The sequence below is a fragment of the Pseudomonas sp. S4_EA_1b genome (assembly GCF_016307435.1).
In the GTDB taxonomy this organism is placed as follows: domain Bacteria; phylum Pseudomonadota; class Gammaproteobacteria; order Pseudomonadales; family Pseudomonadaceae; genus Aquipseudomonas; species Aquipseudomonas rhodesiae.
Genome location: NZ_JAEILC010000140.1, coordinates 1 through 16730 on the forward strand (window position 1 = coordinate 1; position 16730 = coordinate 16730).

Annotated in this window: 27 protein-coding genes; 22 read left to right on the forward strand and 5 right to left on the reverse strand. The window is 57.6% G+C overall.

Annotated features, from left to right (window positions below; translation table 11 throughout):
* Positions 1-45: 45 nt before the first annotated feature.
* Positions 46-393, reverse strand: a complete 348-nt coding sequence (locus YA0848_RS31970; RefSeq protein ID WP_198712494.1) for a hypothetical protein — start codon at positions 391-393, stop codon at positions 46-48.
* An 865-nt stretch (positions 394-1258) separates the two neighbouring features.
* Here YA0848_RS31970 and YA0848_RS31975 point away from each other — a divergent pair.
* The 11 genes from YA0848_RS31975 (at position 1259) to YA0848_RS32025 (ending at position 7617) form a co-directional block, all read left to right on the forward strand.
* A complete protein-coding gene (locus YA0848_RS31975; RefSeq protein WP_198712509.1) occupies positions 1259-1510 on the forward strand; it encodes a DUF1654 domain-containing protein in 252 nt (83 codons plus the stop codon).
* 462 nt (positions 1511-1972) lie between these two features.
* Positions 1973-2734 (forward strand): SAM-dependent methyltransferase, encoded by a 762-nt coding sequence (locus YA0848_RS31980; RefSeq protein WP_198712495.1) that lies wholly within the window; start codon positions 1973-1975, stop codon positions 2732-2734.
* Positions 2735-3116: 382 nt separating this feature from the next.
* On the forward strand, positions 3117-3554 hold the full coding sequence (locus YA0848_RS31985) for a hypothetical protein (protein WP_198712496.1): 438 nt from the start codon (positions 3117-3119) through the stop codon (positions 3552-3554).
* Positions 3551-3742 (forward strand): hypothetical protein, encoded by a 192-nt coding sequence (locus YA0848_RS31990; protein ID WP_003218303.1) that lies wholly within the window; start codon positions 3551-3553, stop codon positions 3740-3742. The genes YA0848_RS31985 and YA0848_RS31990 overlap by 4 nt, the downstream gene beginning before the upstream one ends.
* Complete coding sequence (locus YA0848_RS31995) at positions 3739-3933, forward strand: hypothetical protein (protein ID WP_198712497.1); 195 nt, start codon at positions 3739-3741, stop codon at positions 3931-3933. The genes YA0848_RS31990 and YA0848_RS31995 overlap by 4 nt, the downstream gene beginning before the upstream one ends.
* A gap of 158 nt (positions 3934-4091) precedes the next feature.
* Complete coding sequence (locus YA0848_RS32000; RefSeq protein ID WP_198712498.1) at positions 4092-5186, forward strand: hypothetical protein; 1095 nt, start codon at positions 4092-4094, stop codon at positions 5184-5186.
* Entirely contained in the window at positions 5186-5929 is a 744-nt protein-coding gene (locus YA0848_RS32005; protein ID WP_169388695.1) for a hypothetical protein, read from the forward strand. Before YA0848_RS32000 ends, YA0848_RS32005 begins: the two co-directional genes overlap by 1 nt.
* The gene (locus YA0848_RS32010) at positions 5926-6489 is read left to right on the forward strand and encodes a siphovirus Gp157 family protein (protein WP_169868905.1); all 564 of its coding nucleotides are present in this window, start codon (positions 5926-5928) and stop codon (positions 6487-6489) included. The genes YA0848_RS32005 and YA0848_RS32010 overlap by 4 nt, the downstream gene beginning before the upstream one ends.
* Before the next feature lie 7 nt (positions 6490-6496).
* On the forward strand, positions 6497-6742 hold the full coding sequence (locus YA0848_RS32015) for a hypothetical protein (protein WP_169868904.1): 246 nt from the start codon (positions 6497-6499) through the stop codon (positions 6740-6742).
* On the forward strand, positions 6739-7209 hold the full coding sequence (locus tag YA0848_RS32020; protein WP_169868903.1) for a hypothetical protein: 471 nt from the start codon (positions 6739-6741) through the stop codon (positions 7207-7209). Before YA0848_RS32015 ends, YA0848_RS32020 begins: the two co-directional genes overlap by 4 nt.
* 69 nt (positions 7210-7278) lie before the next feature.
* The gene (locus YA0848_RS32025) at positions 7279-7617 is read left to right on the forward strand and encodes a hypothetical protein (RefSeq protein ID WP_198712499.1); all 339 of its coding nucleotides are present in this window, start codon (positions 7279-7281) and stop codon (positions 7615-7617) included.
* 110 nt (positions 7618-7727) lie between these two features.
* Here the strand turns inward: YA0848_RS32025 and YA0848_RS32030 are convergent, their stop codons facing one another.
* Together YA0848_RS32030 and YA0848_RS32035 are read right to left on the reverse strand one after the other, a co-directional pair.
* Positions 7728-8222, reverse strand: a complete 495-nt coding sequence (locus YA0848_RS32030; RefSeq protein WP_198712500.1) for a hypothetical protein — start codon at positions 8220-8222, stop codon at positions 7728-7730.
* Between the two features lie 80 nt (positions 8223-8302).
* Positions 8303-8641 carry a hypothetical protein gene (locus tag YA0848_RS32035; RefSeq protein WP_144407266.1) on the reverse strand — a complete coding sequence of 113 codons (339 nt, stop codon included), beginning with the start codon at positions 8639-8641 and terminating at the stop codon, positions 8303-8305.
* Positions 8642-8757: 116 nt separating this feature from the next.
* Between YA0848_RS32035 and YA0848_RS32040 the strand changes: the two genes are divergently transcribed.
* Positions 8758-9390, forward strand: a complete 633-nt coding sequence (locus tag YA0848_RS32040; RefSeq protein WP_198712501.1) for a hypothetical protein — start codon at positions 8758-8760, stop codon at positions 9388-9390.
* 6 nt (positions 9391-9396) lie between these two features.
* Here the strand turns inward: YA0848_RS32040 and YA0848_RS32045 are convergent, their stop codons facing one another.
* Positions 9397-9609, reverse strand: a complete 213-nt coding sequence (locus tag YA0848_RS32045) for a hypothetical protein (protein WP_198712502.1) — start codon at positions 9607-9609, stop codon at positions 9397-9399.
* 83 nt (positions 9610-9692) lie between these two features.
* Here YA0848_RS32045 and YA0848_RS32050 point away from each other — a divergent pair, with 83 nt between their 5' ends.
* Entirely contained in the window at positions 9693-10481 is a 789-nt protein-coding gene (locus tag YA0848_RS32050) for a hypothetical protein (protein ID WP_198712503.1), read from the forward strand.
* Here the strand turns inward: YA0848_RS32050 and YA0848_RS32055 are convergent.
* Positions 10462-11163 (reverse strand): hypothetical protein, encoded by a 702-nt coding sequence (locus YA0848_RS32055; RefSeq protein WP_198712504.1) that lies wholly within the window; start codon positions 11161-11163, stop codon positions 10462-10464. The two genes, YA0848_RS32050 and YA0848_RS32055, sit on opposite strands and share 20 nt — an antisense overlap.
* Before the next feature lie 120 nt (positions 11164-11283).
* On the opposite strand from YA0848_RS32055, the gene YA0848_RS32060 reads away from it, so the two are divergent.
* The 9 genes from YA0848_RS32060 to YA0848_RS32100 all read left to right on the forward strand — a co-directional run bounded on the left by YA0848_RS32060 (position 11284) and on the right by YA0848_RS32100 (position 16730).
* Positions 11284-11688 (forward strand): hypothetical protein, encoded by a 405-nt coding sequence (locus YA0848_RS32060; protein ID WP_198712505.1) that lies wholly within the window; start codon positions 11284-11286, stop codon positions 11686-11688.
* 92 nt (positions 11689-11780) lie between these two features.
* Positions 11781-12071, forward strand: coding sequence for a hypothetical protein (locus YA0848_RS32065; protein ID WP_169868896.1), 291 nt, complete (start codon positions 11781-11783; stop codon positions 12069-12071).
* A gap of 49 nt (positions 12072-12120) precedes the next feature.
* Positions 12121-12441 carry a hypothetical protein gene (locus YA0848_RS32070; protein WP_198712506.1) on the forward strand — a complete coding sequence of 107 codons (321 nt, stop codon included), beginning with the start codon at positions 12121-12123 and terminating at the stop codon, positions 12439-12441.
* A 49-nt stretch (positions 12442-12490) separates the two neighbouring features.
* A complete protein-coding gene (locus tag YA0848_RS32075) occupies positions 12491-12718 on the forward strand; it encodes a hypothetical protein (RefSeq protein WP_198712507.1) in 228 nt (75 codons plus the stop codon).
* Positions 12715-12927, forward strand: a complete 213-nt coding sequence (locus tag YA0848_RS32080) for a helix-turn-helix transcriptional regulator (protein ID WP_169903578.1) — start codon at positions 12715-12717, stop codon at positions 12925-12927. Before YA0848_RS32075 ends, YA0848_RS32080 begins: the two co-directional genes overlap by 4 nt.
* A gap of 63 nt (positions 12928-12990) precedes the next feature.
* Positions 12991-13347: a 6-carboxytetrahydropterin synthase QueD gene (queD, locus tag YA0848_RS32085; protein WP_003173033.1), complete on the forward strand. Its 357-nt coding sequence runs from the start codon at positions 12991-12993 to the stop codon at positions 13345-13347.
* Between the two features lie 97 nt (positions 13348-13444).
* On the forward strand, positions 13445-14068 hold the full coding sequence (locus YA0848_RS32090) for an NUDIX hydrolase (RefSeq protein ID WP_169903577.1): 624 nt from the start codon (positions 13445-13447) through the stop codon (positions 14066-14068).
* A 191-nt stretch (positions 14069-14259) separates the two neighbouring features.
* Positions 14260-15528 carry a cytosine permease gene (gene codB / locus YA0848_RS32095; protein ID WP_034096842.1) on the forward strand — a complete coding sequence of 423 codons (1269 nt, stop codon included), beginning with the start codon at positions 14260-14262 and terminating at the stop codon, positions 15526-15528.
* On the forward strand, positions 15525-16730 hold the full coding sequence (locus YA0848_RS32100; RefSeq protein WP_034096841.1) for a PucR family transcriptional regulator: 1206 nt from the start codon (positions 15525-15527) through the stop codon (positions 16728-16730). The genes codB and YA0848_RS32100 overlap by 4 nt, the downstream gene beginning before the upstream one ends.

Below are 16730 nucleotides of genomic sequence, written 5' to 3' on the forward strand. Positions count from 1 at the left end.
CCCATCGCGGGCTTTTCTTTGCCTGCGAATCACTGTTGGCATTCACTAACCAAAAACTTCGCCTGAGATCGTAAGCTGATGATGACTTAATGATGTAGGGCTTTCTCCGCTTAACGAGCACATTATCGGTTTCCTCTCCCCGGGCTTTAGCCTGTAGTCTTGGTACGCTGTCCCTTGGTCATTCCCAGCCTTCGTTACTATCTTTATGGTCACCGTTACCTTTGAGTTTGTGACTGTATTCCTGAGGTAGTACATATTCCCTGAACGCCCCCATCCGCACGCCTCCTCTAGCTTCAGCTCACTTTTGAATGGCCCGGCACTATCAGTAACTCCTGCCTCCTGATCACCACCTAATACAGCTTCAACATCCTGAAAATCTGACGTTTTGTTCATGAAAGACTCCTTGAGGCTTTGCTGATTCTCGTGATGACGCTAGAAGGGTATCGAGCTACTTCAAGTCATTGACTACAACTTGGTCAGAAAATGGAGGCGCTGAGCCACTAATGGTAAAGTAAGGCTTAATTACGGGAGGGATCCAATGAAAGGATTTGGGACGTTCGCGTTGATAGCCGGCATCTGCTGGCTCATATTCGCGCTGAGTATGGATGTGTCCGTCTCAACCGGCGCGGGTGGCCGGGTAAACAACCTGGGCCTCATGGCAGACCGCCAGGTGCACACGATTGTCGGCGGAGTGATCATACTCGCCGGCTTGCTTATGGTGCTTCTCGGCGGAAAATCCACTGCGCCGCAATCAGCGGCACAGACAGATACCCGCCTCTGCCCGCTCTGTGCAGAGAACATCAAAAGAGCAGCTATCAAGTGCAAACATTGTGGTGGTGACGTGCTCCCAGTACTGTCCTCACAAGCACCCTTGATGTCAGGATGGACTGTGCGGGTGGAATGCGAGCCATGGGCTCACGCAGAGGCAACCCGGTCAGTGAAGCGCCTGGGGCTCCCGACCACGAAAGGATCGGCGAAATACGTCGCTGTCGGACCATTTGCCTCGGAAGCTGAGGCGCTAGGTGCGCGCGACAACATCCGCTCAGTGAGCGACCTTCTCGGCGAAATCCATATTGTGGCACCTGACGCGTAGCTCTCCCGATCAACCTCAAGCCCGCCAAACGCGGGCTTTTTCATGCCCGCCGAAAAATACCTCCTTAAAAATATGCATTTATGCATGAAACTTGCCGCCCCCATCTTGCCAAGATATGTCACCACCAATACTGTACACAAATACAGTATTCGCAAGGAGCGAAGCATGATTCAGGCACCCTACCCCACACCAAAACCGAGAAACTCCTACGAGCTTGTGGGCCATCGCCTGCAACGCATAATTGCCTCCCCCAGAGTGCAGAGGATTCAGTTGGTCGAGGTTTCCAGGCGAGACGATGAAAGCCCTGAAGCCTGGCGCCAGGTCATCCAAGACATCGGCGACACCGCGGGCATAACGGTCGAGCACCTGGAAGACGGCGCCGTCCGGATCGGCTGGCGTGAGTACTGCGATTCCTAAATGAGCTCGCCGATAGGCGGGCTCCCTGCCCCCTCCGTCCCAATCGCCCTATAAAAACCACACAGCGTGATTCAATCATGAAAAATACAAACACGTTACGTGTTGACACAACAAACACACTCTGTGATTATCGCCTCAAGCCAGCAATGAACGATGCCGGCCAGCAGCTAAACCTGCACCGATCTTTAGCGACACACCTTGTCGGATCACCACCGGCCCAGATTCAAAGGCAGCGATGAACCGGCCTAAACGGTTCAGAGGGTTGGCAACTGACCCGGGCGCGCAGCGTAAAGCGCCAAGAACAGTTATCCAGCGGGAGAACAAGCCGAAAGGCCCGCGGCTGGAAGAACATTTGATTCAAGCCGGTGACCGACGCCAGTAGCGGGTCACGGCGGAAGTTTTCACTGATGCACCCAGCTGCAGTTCGGTCGGGTGCATTGGGAAAACAACCGGGAGTCACACATGAAAGTCGATAACGAAGTGATGGCGCTGCTCAGCGCTTCGCGCACCGAAGACAACAAGCTGTTCATCACCGCCGGCCAGCTCGATAAGAGTCTGTATCAGCGCCTCGACAAAACTCTGAAGGCTGCGGGCGGCAAGTGGAACACCAAGGCAAAAGCGCACTTGTTTGCCGGTGACGCCGCCGACGCAATCGAAAACATCCTGATGACCGGCGAGGTTACTGTTCCTCAGGACTTCGGCTTCTTCCCCACTCCACCACACGTTGCAAAACATGCGGCGGACCTCGCAATGATCAGCGACGGGATGATGGTGCTGGAGCCGAGCGCCGGGCGTGGTGCACTGGCGGAGGCCGCCAACTCCGCAGCGGTAGGCGTAATGGTCGACATGCACGAGTTGCTGCCGGACAACCACAAAGCGCTGATCGAACTGAAGCTGCCGCTGTCGGGTGTTTCCGAACCTGGCGACTTCTTGCAGGTCGAGCCTAAACCCATCTATGACAGAGTGCTGATGAACCCGCCCTTCGACAAAAAGCGCAGTGATATTCACCACGTTGTTCACGCACTGAAGTTCCTGAAGCCCGGCGGCCGACTGGTGGCGATCATGCCTTCCGGTGTGACCTTCCGCGATGACGCTCTGACCCGGGACTTTCGCGGGATCGTAGAGCAGCGCGGCGGGAGTATCGAAACCCTTCCAGAAGCCTCATTCAAGCAAGCCGGAACGATGGTCAACACCGTGTTGGTGGTGATCCCGGCCGCAGCCTGACAACCAGCGCCACGACAGCCTGTCGTTAACTGCCCGTTCACCTGCGCGCCGAAGCGCAGGCTGTATCGGTAAGCAGTCTGCCGGCCTGGCGCGGTCGGTTGGGCGCCACCATTGAGCTGTGTATCTCGCTTGCGTGTATCTCACCTCAAAGACTGCTTTCCGATGCGGACGAAATCGCGGGCTCTAACCGCCTAACCTGCATCACCACCGTCCTTTTCGACCTGGCTTCGGCCACACAGAGCGCAGGAGCCGGACAGCGTAACCGGCACCCCCCATCCCACCTCTATTACGTCAGCACTCCTCCCCCGCGCCCATCGGCAACCAGCGGGAGGCATGAGTGTTGACGAATACAGGTGAACAACCCGCCACTTTGGAGGCGCCCATGAACGCAGCATTGAATATTTGCCAGGAGCGTTACGACGCTCAGTTGCCTCCAGAGGTCAGCGAGAGCGACGAGGTGACGGACTGGCTTGAGCATTCGGCGGAGCGCCTTGTGTGCGGAGTCGATATCAAGTGGAAGCGCCGCTACGGCCAGCCGCACGTGGTGACGTTCGACCGGTTCTGCACGGCCCTGCAGGGCTACCTGAACCAGCGCCAGATCGACGGCCTGGACCAGCGTGATTCGTTTGCCCGCCTACTGCTGTCGTCAATGCTCGGCAGCCAGAGCGATGCCCGGGCTCACGCAGCCGACCTGCTGGGCCATCAACGCCCGATTGAAGCGGTCGAGAAGATCGCTGTTGCGCTGCTGAGACCGTATGCCGAAGACGCGGTAGCAGCAGAACGGGAAGAGCGCGAAGACGATGTGGATGCCGACCTATGAGTCCGCACATCCTGATCGATGAGGCACTTGAAGCACTTGAGCATCCCAGCAGCGAGCCCGGCGCCCAAGCCGTCGTGGTGCGGATGATCACCAACATGCTCACCGGCGACGCGATCACCGTCGAAGAATTCAACCACTACTGCCAGCGCCTGCTGAAAATCACCAGGCACCGCAAGGAGGCTGCATGACCACCGCACCGGTTAAATCGTTGATCGACGAGCAGCTCGACGACATCGAGCGCCGCATTGCCATCCTGGGCTTCGGCCTTCCCTTCAACGAGCTCATCGGCCGCAAGCGTGAAGAGCTGGTGCGGGATCTGCCACAGCGCCTGGCGCCAACCATGAAGGGTGGTCGCATCGCGGTGAGGGTTCGGCCTTGACTCCCCACCAGCGCACCAGGCGCATGCTGATCTGGCGCGGTTCCTTCTCTGCCCTCTCCGTCTGCACCTTTCTGATGTTGCTCAGCGCCCTCGCTGATCGAATCACTCAATAACCAACACATCACAGCGCCCCGCAAGGATGGCGCGGGAGTATTACCATGCTCGCAGCTATTGCAGATCGCATCCGGTCTAAGTCCTACGAACTTCCCCTGTCCCGCGATTACGTCCGCCATTGGGGCCTGAAAGAAGCCATCCGGGAGTTGGTGCAGAACGCGCTGGATAGCGAGTCGCCTTTCGAATACGCCTTCGCCAACGGCCAGCTGTTCATCACCAGCCGCTTTGCAAGGCTGGAGGCTAGCACCCTGGTTCTGGGCAGCACGTCTAAGTCCGACCGCGCCGATGCCATCGGCAGCTTCGGCGAGGGCTACAAAATTGCCCTGTTGGTACTGACCCGGAACGGGTACGAAGTGAAGGTCTGGAATGGCAATAAGCAGTGGGTGCCTGAGTTCCGGCATAGCGACCAGTTCGACGCGGAGGTGCTGTGCATCAACGAGACGCCGGCACATAGGCAGAATCAGGGCGTTGAGTTCGTTGTCTCCGGCCTCACCGAGGAAGACGAAACGGAAATCCGGAACATGTGCCTGCGTATGCAGCCGCCGATGAGCGACGTCATCGGTACCAAATACGGCCATATCCTGCCCTCCCGGCCCGGCAAGCTGTACGTCGGCACCCTCTTCGTATGCGACACCGATCTGACCTACGGCTATGACATTCTCCCCGAGCATCTGCAGCTTGAGCGAGACCGCCAAACGGTTAGCGGATGGGATTTGAAACAGGTGTCGAAAAACGCCTGGATTGACACCGGGCGCTTGGATGAGGTGGCGGAGAAGATCGAGGCTGGTATTCCTGACGTTGAATATGTCGAGTACGGCAGTACCGAGCTTGTACGGGAGGCCTGCTACCGGTTGTTCCAGCAGAAGCACCCCGGTGCCATTGCCGTTCAATCCCAGGAAGAACTGAACAACCTGGTCAAGCAGGGAATGACCAACACTGTAGTGGTGAGCCGGACCTTCCACTCTCAGGTTTCAAACTCGACTTCGTACAAGCAACAGGTCTCCCACGTCGTTGCCATCCAGACGCCCAAAGCCGCCTTGGAAGAATGGTATCGCGACAACAAAAAATACATGAGCAGGCTGCCGTCGACTGCCTTCAAGGAACTGGTCAAGCGCGCTGACGGCTGGAGGAATAAGTAATGTCCGAGAACACGAGAATTTGGGACCAGGTCAACACAACCGACCCTGACGCTACTAAAAAATACACTGGCGCGGGTGGCTTTAAGGGCACTGCGATCAGGCCAACCTACCTCATGCGCAAGGCAACAGAGATTTTCGGACCATGCGGTGAGGGTTGGGGTTGGAATGTCCTTGAGGATCGATTTGACGAAGGTGCACCGCTTCAGGCGCCCACTAAAGAGTGGCCAGAGGCTCCAATGATCTGCGCGAAGCTGCACACCGTAAAAATCGAGCTTTGGTACCTGGGCAACGCTGGGCAAAAATGCACGGTTCAGCACTACGGCCATACGCCATTTATCTACCTGCAGCAGGGAAAGATTCTTACTGACTGGGACGCAGCGAAAAAATCGCTGACGGACGCGATCGGTAAATGCCTGCAGCCGTTGGGGTTCGCCGCCGACATCTACATGGGCATGTTCGACGATCCGACCTACGTCGACACCATCACCGAAGAGTTCAAGCTTGAAAAAGCCGAGGACAAGGACGCCGAGATACTTCGCCAAAAACAAGAGCGTGTCGACTGGCTTGCCTCAGCGGTCGAAACCATTGGCAAGGCCGTCACGACTCACGAACTCAAGCTTCTGAACGTGAAATACATCCGCGAGGCAACTCGTCGCAACGAACCCACCTTCATCGCGCGAATCACTCGAGCATTCGAGGAGCGCAAAGCTGTGCTTGAAAAAGGCACGGAGGCCGCAGCATGACCCAACTCTACGCACTCACCGGCAAACTCGCCGAACTCCAGGCCATGGCTGATACCGATGATGAGGGTCTGAAAGAGGCCCTGCAGCACGCCATGGACGAAGTGCAAGGCGACTTCAACGACAAGGCTGACAACATCGTCATGTTGCGCCGGAACATTGAAAGCGACGTGACGGCTATCGACAACGAAATCGAGCGCCTGGCTGAACTCAAGCGGATCAAGTCCAACAGCGTCGCCCAGATCAGCGACTACCTGCGTCGCAACATGGAAGCCGCCAACATCAAGTCGATCAAGCGTCCGCTCTTCACCATCACACTGGCCATGGGCAGCGAACGGGTGATCGTGGACAACGAAGATGCAGTGCCGGACGAACTGACCACTGTGAAGTCGAGCATTGCTCCGGACAAAAAGGCCATTGCCGCCAAGCTCAAGGAGATCCGCGAGCATAACGAAGCGGTGCGCAAGCGTATGGCAGCCGGTGAAGACGCTGAACACGAACTTTTACCCGAACCTACCTGGGCTCACTTGGAGCGCGGCGACAGTTCGATCCGAATCAAGTGAGGTCGGCATGTACGTCAGCAATCACCTCAACCTGGTTGAGCAGCAGCGTCAGCACGCCGACTCAATATCGGAGCGCACGGCGCAGTTTCTGGCGGCTGGCGGAACGATCTACCTGGGTGAAAGCCCGGCGATTAACCCTCCACCGCCGAAGCGCTCCACCAAGATCGACCCCGAAACCATCCTCAAGCGCCGCAAGCCGCCTATCACAGCGGCGGAACGTAAGGCGCTGCGCAAACTCGCGGAGGCGATATGAGCAAGCGCAAGCCGTGCAATCGGCGCGTTCAGATCGAACGCAGCATGCGGGCCCTTATCAACACCAACCATGCTGCCGTCATCAACATTGATCCAAGCGGCCTGCAGGTGATGATCAACTGGAAGAACGGAAAGCAGATTCTTTCGAGAACGGTTTCCGACGCGCTCTGCGATGTTGCACACCGCTGGACGATATACATCGCCAGCATCTGTGTTCGCCAAGATGGCGCCCAGTACATGAAATCGATCGACATCAGACCTGACGGCGTGCACCTGGTGGAAAGGCTTTCGGACGTCCTTGAGCACTTCTATGAAGAGGTGAAGGCCGACTGCAACCCGAATCACCGAGTAGGTATGGGGTGGCTGGCAGTGCCTGGCGAAAAGACGGTAACCGAGGCGCAACTGTCATTCTTGCTGACTTCGGTCGGCGCCTGGCAACAGGTGAAGGTCGACTCATGCGCCGCATAGCCCGCACCCAGCAACGCAAACGTCAAACCTGGCTCGCACTGCCGGCCAGCGGAATAGAAGAGGTAGGCCATGGCAAAGACTGTGCAGGAACGCTCGGCAAAAACTGCCAGGAAGCGCGTGGCGAATGCCGAAGAGGAATTGAGGCTCAGAGTTCGCCCAGGCCCCCGGCAGGCCCTGGCCGATCTGATGGAGTGGTCAGGCATTACTGAGCAGGGCGAGGCGATGACGCTGATGATTCATCACCTGCATGCGCTTGGCTCGAAAGCTACCTTCCTGCTTGATCCGCCGCGCCACGAATTCCAGATATCCGAAAACGTGGCGCGGGAATTTCACCGGAAGAGCTTGCAGATGATCCAGCAAGATCCGGGTGATGAGTTGATCAAGCCAGAGATCAATCCTTTTTCGTAGGTTTAACAGCCGGCATCGGTACCTTGATTTGCATCGGGGGTAAGTTGCGCTCATTTACTTGAGGGCGGCCATCTGGTTTGTGCGCGGGAGTTACAGGCTTATTGGGCATATCAAACACCGTAGTGTGAAGTGAAATATTCTGCGGCCATTGCGGAAGCATTGGCCATGCGCTTTCTTCTTACAGGTATAACCATACTGCCAAATTTGTCCGTCATTATTTTTCTTTTTTGCTCCTTTAGGTCGTGCCTCGCTTTGTTGACCTGCCTGTCGTTCAACGCTCCTTCCGACACGTCGAACCAGCCACGCTCTGCCTTATCCGCGAGCTCGGTCATGGCCAGCGAAGCAGCGCTTAAAGGCTTTATTCGCGACTTATGAGGCATCAACGATGACAATACAGAAATCACCTGGGAGCCGGCGATGATGCTAGCCCAGACTTTCGGATACTGCTGCCAGACCGCCCAAGCGCTGATAGCGCTACTGGAGGCCAAGGCCAGGAAGATCCTGAAGCCTAAATCCCATCTTTCGGAACTGAGCTGATAGAGCATGAGATAGTTCTGGTGGGCCCTGATTTCCACCATTTCGTTCCAATATTGCTCCTGATACATCTTCGCTTCCTTTATTGGCTACACGCCATAATCCGTAACGCCCCAACCTAGACTTAATTGCCATCACCGCAAATGGCGGCTTACTCCACTTTGATCTTCAGCTGTGGCTCTGACTCCATCGTCGGTCGGCCCATCTCTGGGTCGTTCGCGTCAAGACAACGGAATTGCAATTCGGCATTTGCGTAGCGCCCGTAACCCGAATCCCTGGACGCCTCTTTGACTGGCATCAACTGCTTTCCCTTCTTGCCACAGAACGCATCGGCTTCTTGGTACAGCTCCGCTTTTACAGCGCCACCACCAAAAGTAGTGAAGCTACCGTCCTTCGCAATCATGTATGTGTCGCGGCCCATCGGAACAACGCCGGGCCCGGAGCAGCCTGCAATGGCAATAGCTATCGCTGTAGCCAGTAAAAAACGCATTTAAAACTCTCCCTGTAGGTGGTGGCGAATCATAGAGCCATCAAACCGCCACTTCACCAAATTTCACACACAGCCGTATCCGGTCACGGAGGGCGGCGCCTGACTGGAGATAATCCATGGACGACCAGTTCTACCTGCAAGACAGCCGCAGCCACGCCTACGTCGGCGACGGGTTATCGTTCTGGGGCTTCGGTGGCTCTGGGTACGTCACCGACTTGGCCAAGGCCCAGGTGTTCACCCGTGAAGGCGCTTGCGATCACCGAGACACCGACATCCCTTGGCCCAAGGCCTATATCGACGCCAGGGCGCGTGTTGGTGTCGACTGCCAATATGTCACCTTGAGCGAGGCCCTAGGCCGGCACCCCGAAGCAGCCGAGTTTTACATCCAGAAGCCGCAGTGCTGGAACGGTAACAACCTGATTTGGCTTTGTGAGGACGGAGTATTCACAAGCGATCTGTCGAAGGCAGTCGTAGTACCGAAGGCTCACACCATCACCTGGATAGGCAAGCTTGGCTCAACAGGCGCCATAGTGTGGCCCAAGCCATACATCGATAAGTTCGCCCGAAGGCTGGTAGAGCGAGACGACGTGAACATCAAGGAGGCTCTACGGGGAACCGGCATCAAGCTGCCCAAGCCGAAAAAATCCAAAATGATGATGTTCAATTGTGAAGGCTGCGGCCGGTTCATCAGCGACGCCCAGCGCTATCGGGAAGACTGTCGGAACTGTGGAACAAGCAACACACCTTAAGGAGCGTTACCGTGCTGGCTTAATGCTGCCTTGCTGAGCGAATTGTTCAAACTCGGCGAGCATGATAACCGCCGTGAACTGCAGATCCCTGTACTGAGCGGCTATCTCGTCAGTCTGGAACGGCCAGTATTTATCGTAGAAATCTTCCGCAGCCGCCTCAGCTTCCTCCTTTGCGATCTGAAGCTCATGAAGGCCTGCTTCGTAGTTGTAATTACGCATACATACCTCTTTGATCCGGCTCCATGCCGGTCACCCGTAATACCCCATATCAACGAATCACGCCAGCTGGCGAGGATCCCCCTATGTCCGCACAACGACCACGAATTGTTTGCCAGTTCAGCTGCGGCGCTGCCTCGGCGGTGGCTACCAAGTTGGCGCTGGCACAATACGGCGCAACTCACGACGTTCAGATCATCAACGCATTCCTGGCAAACGAGCACGAAGACAACCGGCGGTTCCTACAGGACTGTCAGGAGTGGTTCGGGCAAGAGATCGTGAAGCTGCGCGACGAGAAGTACGGTGCGGACATCATTCAGGTTTTCCGGCGCGAGCGATTCATGAAAGGTCGCAATGGCGCGCCCTGCACCAAGCTACTGAAACGCCGCCTGCTCGATGCGTGGAAACAACCGGGTGACCTTATGGTGTTCGGTTACACAGCCGAAGAGGTGGACCGCCTAGATGACTTCCGTGACCGAAACCCTGACCGCCCTGTTATTGCCCCGCTGATTGATGCGGGCCTGGGTAAAGAGGATTGCAAGGCGATGATCCTGCGGGCTGGGATAGAGCTGCCCTACATGTATCTCAAGGGATACGACAACGCTAACTGCATCGGCTGCGTGAAGGGTGGTGAGGGCTATTACCGGGCGATTCGCGAGGACTTCCCTGAGCAGTTCGAAGAGCTTTGCAAGGTTCAAGACGAGCTTGGCCCAGGCAGCTACCTGCACCGTAACCGCACAACGAACGAGCGGTTTTCACTGCGCGATCTTGGCGAAGGGCCGGTGCGCCGCAATGAAAAACTGCCCGCCTGCTCATTTTTTTGCGAAATAGCAGAGTATGAAATTGAGGGCAGTATCACTCTCCAAACCCAATAAGTCGCGATCGAGCTTTGAACTTCAGGGGCTCGATCAACGCATCTATCGTGGACTCCGCAGACGCTCGATCTCCCAACTTCCAACCGTCCAAGAGAGCCCATCTTTCAAGAGCGTTATCAGCCTCCATTTCGGATCGATCGTCGAACGTTCCTCTGATAAGCAACCGGAGGTACGTTTCGATAAAACTACGAAAACCATCATCATAAGAATATAGTTCATCAAATTTAGTCTTGAAGATGCCTCCCCAGATCTCTGCGCATTCAACCTCAATAGGAGATAGCTGGGCGCGCACTTCCTCCATTTGATCTAGCCTCCTTTGATAAATTCCCACCAGCGGGCTCTCGTTGCCTCCGTCGCCTATCCATGTACTTCCACGAATTTGAGCAACTGATGACTCTGCGTAGCTCCATGTGTGAACAAGCTCATCACGATACTTGCGAAGAATTATCACAACTCTTCGGGCGAGCTCATGGTCTGCTTCGGCTTTAGCTTGTCGCTTCCATGAGTTCATTGTCATCAACGCAATCACTACGGCACCAGACGTAGCTAAAGCTCCGAATATCTCGAAAAGGTCGTGAACATTATTTACTTTCCAAAAGTCACTTGGAGTGATCATTTTTGACCAAACAGCGCCTGCACAAAAAAGCCCGAGGCATAGCAGCCATTCCATCCTGAACTTCATAAACCACTCTTCCCGATAAATCTGCTGATGTTATCAAGCCATCAGCCCATAAACATACCTCAAACGACGCGAACCGCCCCCCACTCTACCGCCCGGGCATGGCCCGGCAAGGATATAACCGTGTCCGAAGTAAAGCGTTGGTATATCGGCGTTTACAACGGTGAGGCCCAAGCACGCGTGTGCGCCCCTCACCCTCATGAGTTCATCCGCGACACAGATGGCGAGACATTTGTGATTGCTGAGCAATTCGACGCCTGTGAGGCTCGTAACCGAGCCCTGCAGCAGCGCCTGACCGCAGCGGATGAGCGGGCGGATGTGCTGGAGACTGCTTTAAAGAAGATCAGCGCTCGCTGCGTGGCTTACATAGAGGCTGAGCGGGAAATGCCAGAGCCATCAGTTGAGGTATGCCAGATGATCGCTAGCGCCGCACTAAGGCCAGCAGAGTCCGCCAAGGACGAACACGTCTGTCCTGGCTGCGGCTCCAAGGGCTGGATGGCGAACTGCAAAGAATGCGTGCCGTACTGAGCTCAATTCGACAGGAGTACATCCGTACTCCACCCGCAAAACCTGTAACCCCCCCCTTCAAAGTCAGCCGCTATAGCGGCAAGGAACCCGGCATGCCTGAAGAAAAGTATCCGCTCGACGTGGAGAGCGTAGGCAGCGACACCTACATCGTCATGAGCAAAGGCCACCACGACTTCACCAAGTTTATGACTGAGGCCGTTACCCAGTACCACGGGTGGTTCCTGGGCGGCCCGCAGCACGTTTGGATCAAGACCACGCCAACTAAAGAGGGCTGTAACTACAACATCGTGAAGGAAGGTACGCGAGGCGCCTGGCCAGCCACTTACTGCTGGGAGTACGCCGACGGCTACAAGGAATGGCAGAAGCTGGCGGTGACGCCATGATCGCCACCCTCTGGTTCGCCTACGTCTTCATCTACAAGGGGCCCAGGCCATGAGAACGGTGACCCGCATCGTTGAAGACCCTGCAGCCAAGTGGGGATTCAGGCGAGATCCGGCGACCTACGAGGATGCCGAGAAGATTACCGGGTTTCGGCTGGATCGGCGCTCCAGTTATTTGATCACCCGAGACGATGTTATCGAGCAGGAAGGCCAGTGCACCGTGGAATGCTCAGGATGCAGCTGTGACTGCTCAAGCTGCAGTTACGGATACGGCGCCCATAAAGCCAGCGGCTGTCGTGAGTGTGGCGGCACTGGCAAGCGCCGGATGTATTTCGGCTTCCCGCCCTCCCCGCAAAAGCGCAAGAACCCCTAACCCCAATACCCCTACATGCCTGCCGGTGAGCGGCGGGCAAGGACACCCCATGTTCGCAATAAAACTCACCCTGCTCATTGTGGGCATAACGCTGTACGTGTCCGGCACCGTCTGCTGGATCTTCTGGATCGCCCCCGAACTGGTTATGGACGGACAGACGTCCGACCTTCTCTACGCATTCGGCGGTACCTGCGCCTGGATGCTGTTCACCTTCGGCATGATCGTTCACATCATCAAGACAGCTCGGCCCACGGCGGGCGCACGGAGAGAGTCATGAATAGAGCAGAAAACATTGATCGCTTCCTGCGCCTCGACGAGGTGCTGCACACCACTGGCCTGGGCCGAAACACAGTTTATCGGCGGATCAGGGAGGGCACTTTCCCAAAACAGGTTAGAATAGGCCCCAACTCGGTCGCCTGGCGCCAGTCGGCAATCGCTGAATGGATGACCTCAATCATGCCCAGCAACGACCAATCAGTACATTGATCAGTACACCAGCTGCTGACAATTCCCCAGAAGCCAAGCAACACAAGCCCTACAGGTCACACCGTGGAAATCTTCAAAGAATTTACCTTCGAGTCCGCCCACCGCCTGCCGCACGTGCCGGACGGCCATAAATGCGGGCGCCTGCATGGGCATTCGTTCAAGGTGGCGATCCACCTGAGTGGCGACCTGGATCCCCATACCGGTTGGATTCGCGACTTTTCGGAGATCAAGGCGATTTTCAAGCCGCTCTACGAACGTCTGGACCACAACTACCTCAACGACATTCCCGGCCTGGAAAACCCCACCAGCGAAGTGCTGGCCAAGTGGATCTGGAATGAACTCAAACCGTTGCTGCCTGAGCTGAGCGCGATCCGTATCCACGAAACCTGCACCAGCGGCTGCATCTACCGCGGCGAATAAACCGGCGCGGTAAAAAAACCACCCTTGCGGTGGTTTTTTTGTGCCTGGCGTTGCACCCTTTCAGCCAGCCCTTTTGCCTGCAATCAAGGAGAATGCAATGGAGAACACGTGGCTGGCCCAGGCCAAGCGCCTGCAAGCGTTGGCGTCCACGGGGTTGCATTTTTGCACCGATGATTTCGAGCGCGAACGCCTGGAAGAAATCGCCCGGATCGCCCACAGCATGCTTGCGCAGCTGGGCGATGTGCCCCTTGAGCGCATCACCGGTCTGGTGCCGGATTTCGCCCAGCGCTATTCGACGCCGATGATTGACGTGCGCGGTGCCGTCATCGAGGGGGACCGGATTTTACTGGTGCGCGAAGCCACCGACGGTTGCTGGGCGCTACCGGGGGGTTATGCCGATATTGGCCTGTCGGCGTCGGAAAACATCATCAAGGAGATTTATGAAGAGGCCGGGCTGACAGTAATGGCGCGGGCGCTGTACAGCGTGACGCACAAAGCCAAAGGCTTGTATCGGCCGGATGTGCGGGACTTCTACAAGTTGTATTTCCTGTGTGAGCCCATCGATCAGTCAGCGCCGGTAGCTGGTGTCGAAACCACTGAGGTGGGCTTTTTCAGCCTGGACGACCTGCCGCCATTGTCCCGTGGGCGCACCATCGAACGCGATCTGCAGGCGGCGTTTGCGTTTCATCGCGGCGAGACCACACAGACCTTGTTCGACTGATCCATTTTGTATCACCCCTGCACCGCTTTCGTGCCCTACTGGGCATGGCGAACAGTGCTTTGAGCTTAGCCCTCCTGTTTGGCGCGCAAAATTGTGCATGCTGCACAACCGGCGCCGTGCGTCCACCACTGCTGTCGGCTTGGCACGCGTGGTGCAATGGGCCTGCGTCACTCATTCAGGGAGCAAGGCACATGACGCAGCAAGAATCCGGCAATGACTACCCCTTGAGCGAAGTCCCGATGCATGCACGTAAAGGCCTGGCGTCCACCGCCATGGTGCTGCTGGGCTTCACTTTTTTTACCGCAACCATGTTTGCCGGCGGCAAATTGGGGGTGGCGTTCAGTTTCACCGAGATGCTCGGTGTAGTGGCCCTCGGTAACCTGCTATTGGGTATTTACGCCGCAGGCCTGGGCTATATCGCCTTCAAGAGCGGTTTGAACTCGGTGTTGATGGGGCGTTTCTGCTTTGGCGAGGTGGGTAGCAAGCTCAGCGACCTGATCCTCGGTTTTACCCAGATCGGCTGGTACGCCTGGGGCACCGCCACCGCCGCCGTGGTGCTCGGCAAGTATTTCGAACTGAGCCAGGGCAGCGTGCTGGTGTTGATGGTGCTGTTCGGCCTGGTGTTCTGCGCCACCGCCTACGTGGGCTATCGCGGGCTGGAGATTCTGTCGTACATCGCAGTGCCGGCCATGGGCATCCTGCTGGTGTTGTCGATGTGGGTGGCTACGGTGAAAGTCGGCGGACTGCAAGGGTTGCTGGCGGTGGTGCCAACCGGTCAACTCGATCTGTCCACGGCCATTACTCTGGTGTTCGGCACCTTTGTCAGCGGCGCGACCCAGGCTACCAATTGGACGCGGTTTTCCCGCTCGGCCAAGGTGGCGGTGCTGGCCAGCCTGATTGGTTTCTTTGTCGGCAATGGGCTGATGGTGCTGATCGGGGCTTATGGCGCCATCGTCTATCAACAGCCGGATGTGGTGGAAGTGTTGCTATTGCAGGGTTTTGCCATGGCTGCGATGGCGATGCTGCTGCTCAATATCTGGAGCACCCAGGACAACACCATCTATAACTTCGCGGTGGCCGGCTGCAATTTGCTGCGCACCAAACGCCGCAAGACCGTGACCCTCGCCGGCGCGGTGATCGGCACATTGCTGGCGCTGCTGGGCATGTACGACATGCTGGTGCCGTACCTGATCTTGCTAGGCACGGTGATCCCGCCGATCGGAGGGGTGATCATGGCGGACTTCTTCTACCGCTACCGTGGTCAATACCCACGCCTGGCGCAAACACGCTTGCCCGCGTTCAACTGGCCGGGGCTCCTCGCCTACGCGGTGGGCACTGTGCTGGCCTTCAACTCGCCGTGGGTAGCGCCGCTGGTAGGGATTGTCGCGGCATCGCTGACCTACATCATATTGAGCGCCCTCCTGCGGGTACGTGCGCCATTGGCTGACGTCCAGGCATGAGCTTGACCGTCGCCGATGTGCTGGCGCTGCCGGGTTTGGAATCCCTGACCCTGCGTGCCGGCCAGACGGGCCTGGATAACCCCGTGCGCTGGCCCTATGTGGCGGAAAACAGCGGGATCGCCGAATGGGTGCTGGGCGGTGAGCTGGTGTTTGTCACCGGTATCAACCATCCCCGCGATGAGGCCAACCTGCTGCAACTGCTGGAGGAGGCCTGTCAACGCCAGGTCGCCGGGCTGGTGGTGCTCACCGGGCCGACGTATATCCAGGCCATCCCCCTGCGCGTGCTGGACGCCGCCGCTGCTGCCGGTATGCCGCTGATCGAGCAGCCCTATTCGCTGAAGATGGTGCTGGTGACCCAAGCCATCGGCTCGGCGCTGATCCAGTCCGAGCAATTGGGACGCTCGCGGCACGATGTGCTGGAGCGCTTGCTGGCCGGTGATTATCAGTCCCTGGACATCCTGCTGCACCGCGCCGCGCAATTGGGCATGCCGCTGACGGGGCACTGGCAGGTCGTGCAGTTGCAGTTGGAGGGCAGTGAAGCGCTGTTTGCCCAGGGCGATGCGGCGCAGGTGGAGGCGCACCTAACGGGGCAACACGACGCGATTGGTCGGCGTTTGCGCCAGTGGTCGCCGACCGTACCGATCCTGGGTCGCGCCGGGCAATGGACCCTGCTGCTGCCGGCGCCGGACGCTGTGGCCGCCTTGGCCAACCGCCACCAACTGGCGCAGTGGTTGAGCCCATTGAACCTGCGCCTGGCCCCGCTCAAATTGTTTATCGGCCTGAGCGCCGCCGCGCACCCGGCGGCCCGCCTGGCCCAGGCCCAGGATGAAGCGCGTCAGGCCCTGGCCGCCGCGCGACGCTTCCGCGAGCGCGCCGGGCTGTGCGTGTACGACGAACTGGGAGTGCTCAAGTTGCTCAGCGGGGTGCGTGATCGCGCGCTGCTCGACCAATTCCTCAAGGAGCGCCTGGGCCCTTTGCTGCGTCACGACTTGCAGCACGGCCCCAGCTTGATGCCGACCTTGGAAGCTTGGTTTCACGAGAATGGTAATCTGATGGCCGCCGCCCAGCGCCTGGCCGTACATCGCAACACCCTGACACACCGAATCCAGCGCATCGAAGCCCTGTGCGGGTTGACGCTGGACAACGCCTATGACCGCCTGGACATCGGTATCGCCCTGATGATCTGGCGGCTGTCTGCCTGA

Excerpts from the sequence above, each read along its gene's own strand:
- YA0848_RS31970 (WP_198712494.1), bottom strand. The coding sequence starts at position 393 with ATGAACAAAACGTCAGATTTTCAGGATGTTGAAGCTGTATTAGGTGGT.
- YA0848_RS31975 (WP_198712509.1), top strand. The coding sequence starts at position 1,259 with ATGATTCAGGCACCCTACCCCACACCAAAACCGAGAAACTCCTACGAG.
- YA0848_RS31980 (WP_198712495.1), top strand. The coding sequence starts at position 1,973 with ATGAAAGTCGATAACGAAGTGATGGCGCTGCTCAGCGCTTCGCGCACC.
- YA0848_RS31985 (WP_198712496.1), top strand. The coding sequence starts at position 3,117 with ATGAACGCAGCATTGAATATTTGCCAGGAGCGTTACGACGCTCAGTTG.
- YA0848_RS31990 (WP_003218303.1), top strand. The coding sequence starts at position 3,551 with ATGAGTCCGCACATCCTGATCGATGAGGCACTTGAAGCACTTGAGCAT.
- YA0848_RS31995 (WP_198712497.1), top strand. The coding sequence starts at position 3,739 with ATGACCACCGCACCGGTTAAATCGTTGATCGACGAGCAGCTCGACGAC.
- YA0848_RS32000 (WP_198712498.1), top strand. The coding sequence starts at position 4,092 with ATGCTCGCAGCTATTGCAGATCGCATCCGGTCTAAGTCCTACGAACTT.
- YA0848_RS32005 (WP_169388695.1), top strand. The coding sequence starts at position 5,186 with ATGTCCGAGAACACGAGAATTTGGGACCAGGTCAACACAACCGACCCT.
- YA0848_RS32010 (WP_169868905.1), top strand. The coding sequence starts at position 5,926 with ATGACCCAACTCTACGCACTCACCGGCAAACTCGCCGAACTCCAGGCC.
- YA0848_RS32015 (WP_169868904.1), top strand. The coding sequence starts at position 6,497 with ATGTACGTCAGCAATCACCTCAACCTGGTTGAGCAGCAGCGTCAGCAC.
- YA0848_RS32020 (WP_169868903.1), top strand. The coding sequence starts at position 6,739 with ATGAGCAAGCGCAAGCCGTGCAATCGGCGCGTTCAGATCGAACGCAGC.
- YA0848_RS32025 (WP_198712499.1), top strand. The coding sequence starts at position 7,279 with ATGGCAAAGACTGTGCAGGAACGCTCGGCAAAAACTGCCAGGAAGCGC.
- YA0848_RS32030 (WP_198712500.1), bottom strand. The coding sequence starts at position 8,222 with ATGTATCAGGAGCAATATTGGAACGAAATGGTGGAAATCAGGGCCCAC.
- YA0848_RS32035 (WP_144407266.1), bottom strand. The coding sequence starts at position 8,641 with ATGCGTTTTTTACTGGCTACAGCGATAGCTATTGCCATTGCAGGCTGC.
- YA0848_RS32040 (WP_198712501.1), top strand. The coding sequence starts at position 8,758 with ATGGACGACCAGTTCTACCTGCAAGACAGCCGCAGCCACGCCTACGTC.
- YA0848_RS32045 (WP_198712502.1), bottom strand. The coding sequence starts at position 9,609 with ATGCGTAATTACAACTACGAAGCAGGCCTTCATGAGCTTCAGATCGCA.
- YA0848_RS32050 (WP_198712503.1), top strand. The coding sequence starts at position 9,693 with ATGTCCGCACAACGACCACGAATTGTTTGCCAGTTCAGCTGCGGCGCT.
- YA0848_RS32055 (WP_198712504.1), bottom strand. The coding sequence starts at position 11,163 with ATGAAGTTCAGGATGGAATGGCTGCTATGCCTCGGGCTTTTTTGTGCA.
- YA0848_RS32065 (WP_169868896.1), top strand. The coding sequence starts at position 11,781 with ATGCCTGAAGAAAAGTATCCGCTCGACGTGGAGAGCGTAGGCAGCGAC.
- YA0848_RS32070 (WP_198712506.1), top strand. The coding sequence starts at position 12,121 with ATGAGAACGGTGACCCGCATCGTTGAAGACCCTGCAGCCAAGTGGGGA.
- YA0848_RS32075 (WP_198712507.1), top strand. The coding sequence starts at position 12,491 with ATGTTCGCAATAAAACTCACCCTGCTCATTGTGGGCATAACGCTGTAC.
- YA0848_RS32080 (WP_169903578.1), top strand. The coding sequence starts at position 12,715 with ATGAATAGAGCAGAAAACATTGATCGCTTCCTGCGCCTCGACGAGGTG.
- YA0848_RS32090 (WP_169903577.1), top strand. The coding sequence starts at position 13,445 with ATGGAGAACACGTGGCTGGCCCAGGCCAAGCGCCTGCAAGCGTTGGCG.
- codB (WP_034096842.1), top strand. The coding sequence starts at position 14,260 with ATGACGCAGCAAGAATCCGGCAATGACTACCCCTTGAGCGAAGTCCCG.
- YA0848_RS32100 (WP_034096841.1), top strand. The coding sequence starts at position 15,525 with ATGAGCTTGACCGTCGCCGATGTGCTGGCGCTGCCGGGTTTGGAATCC.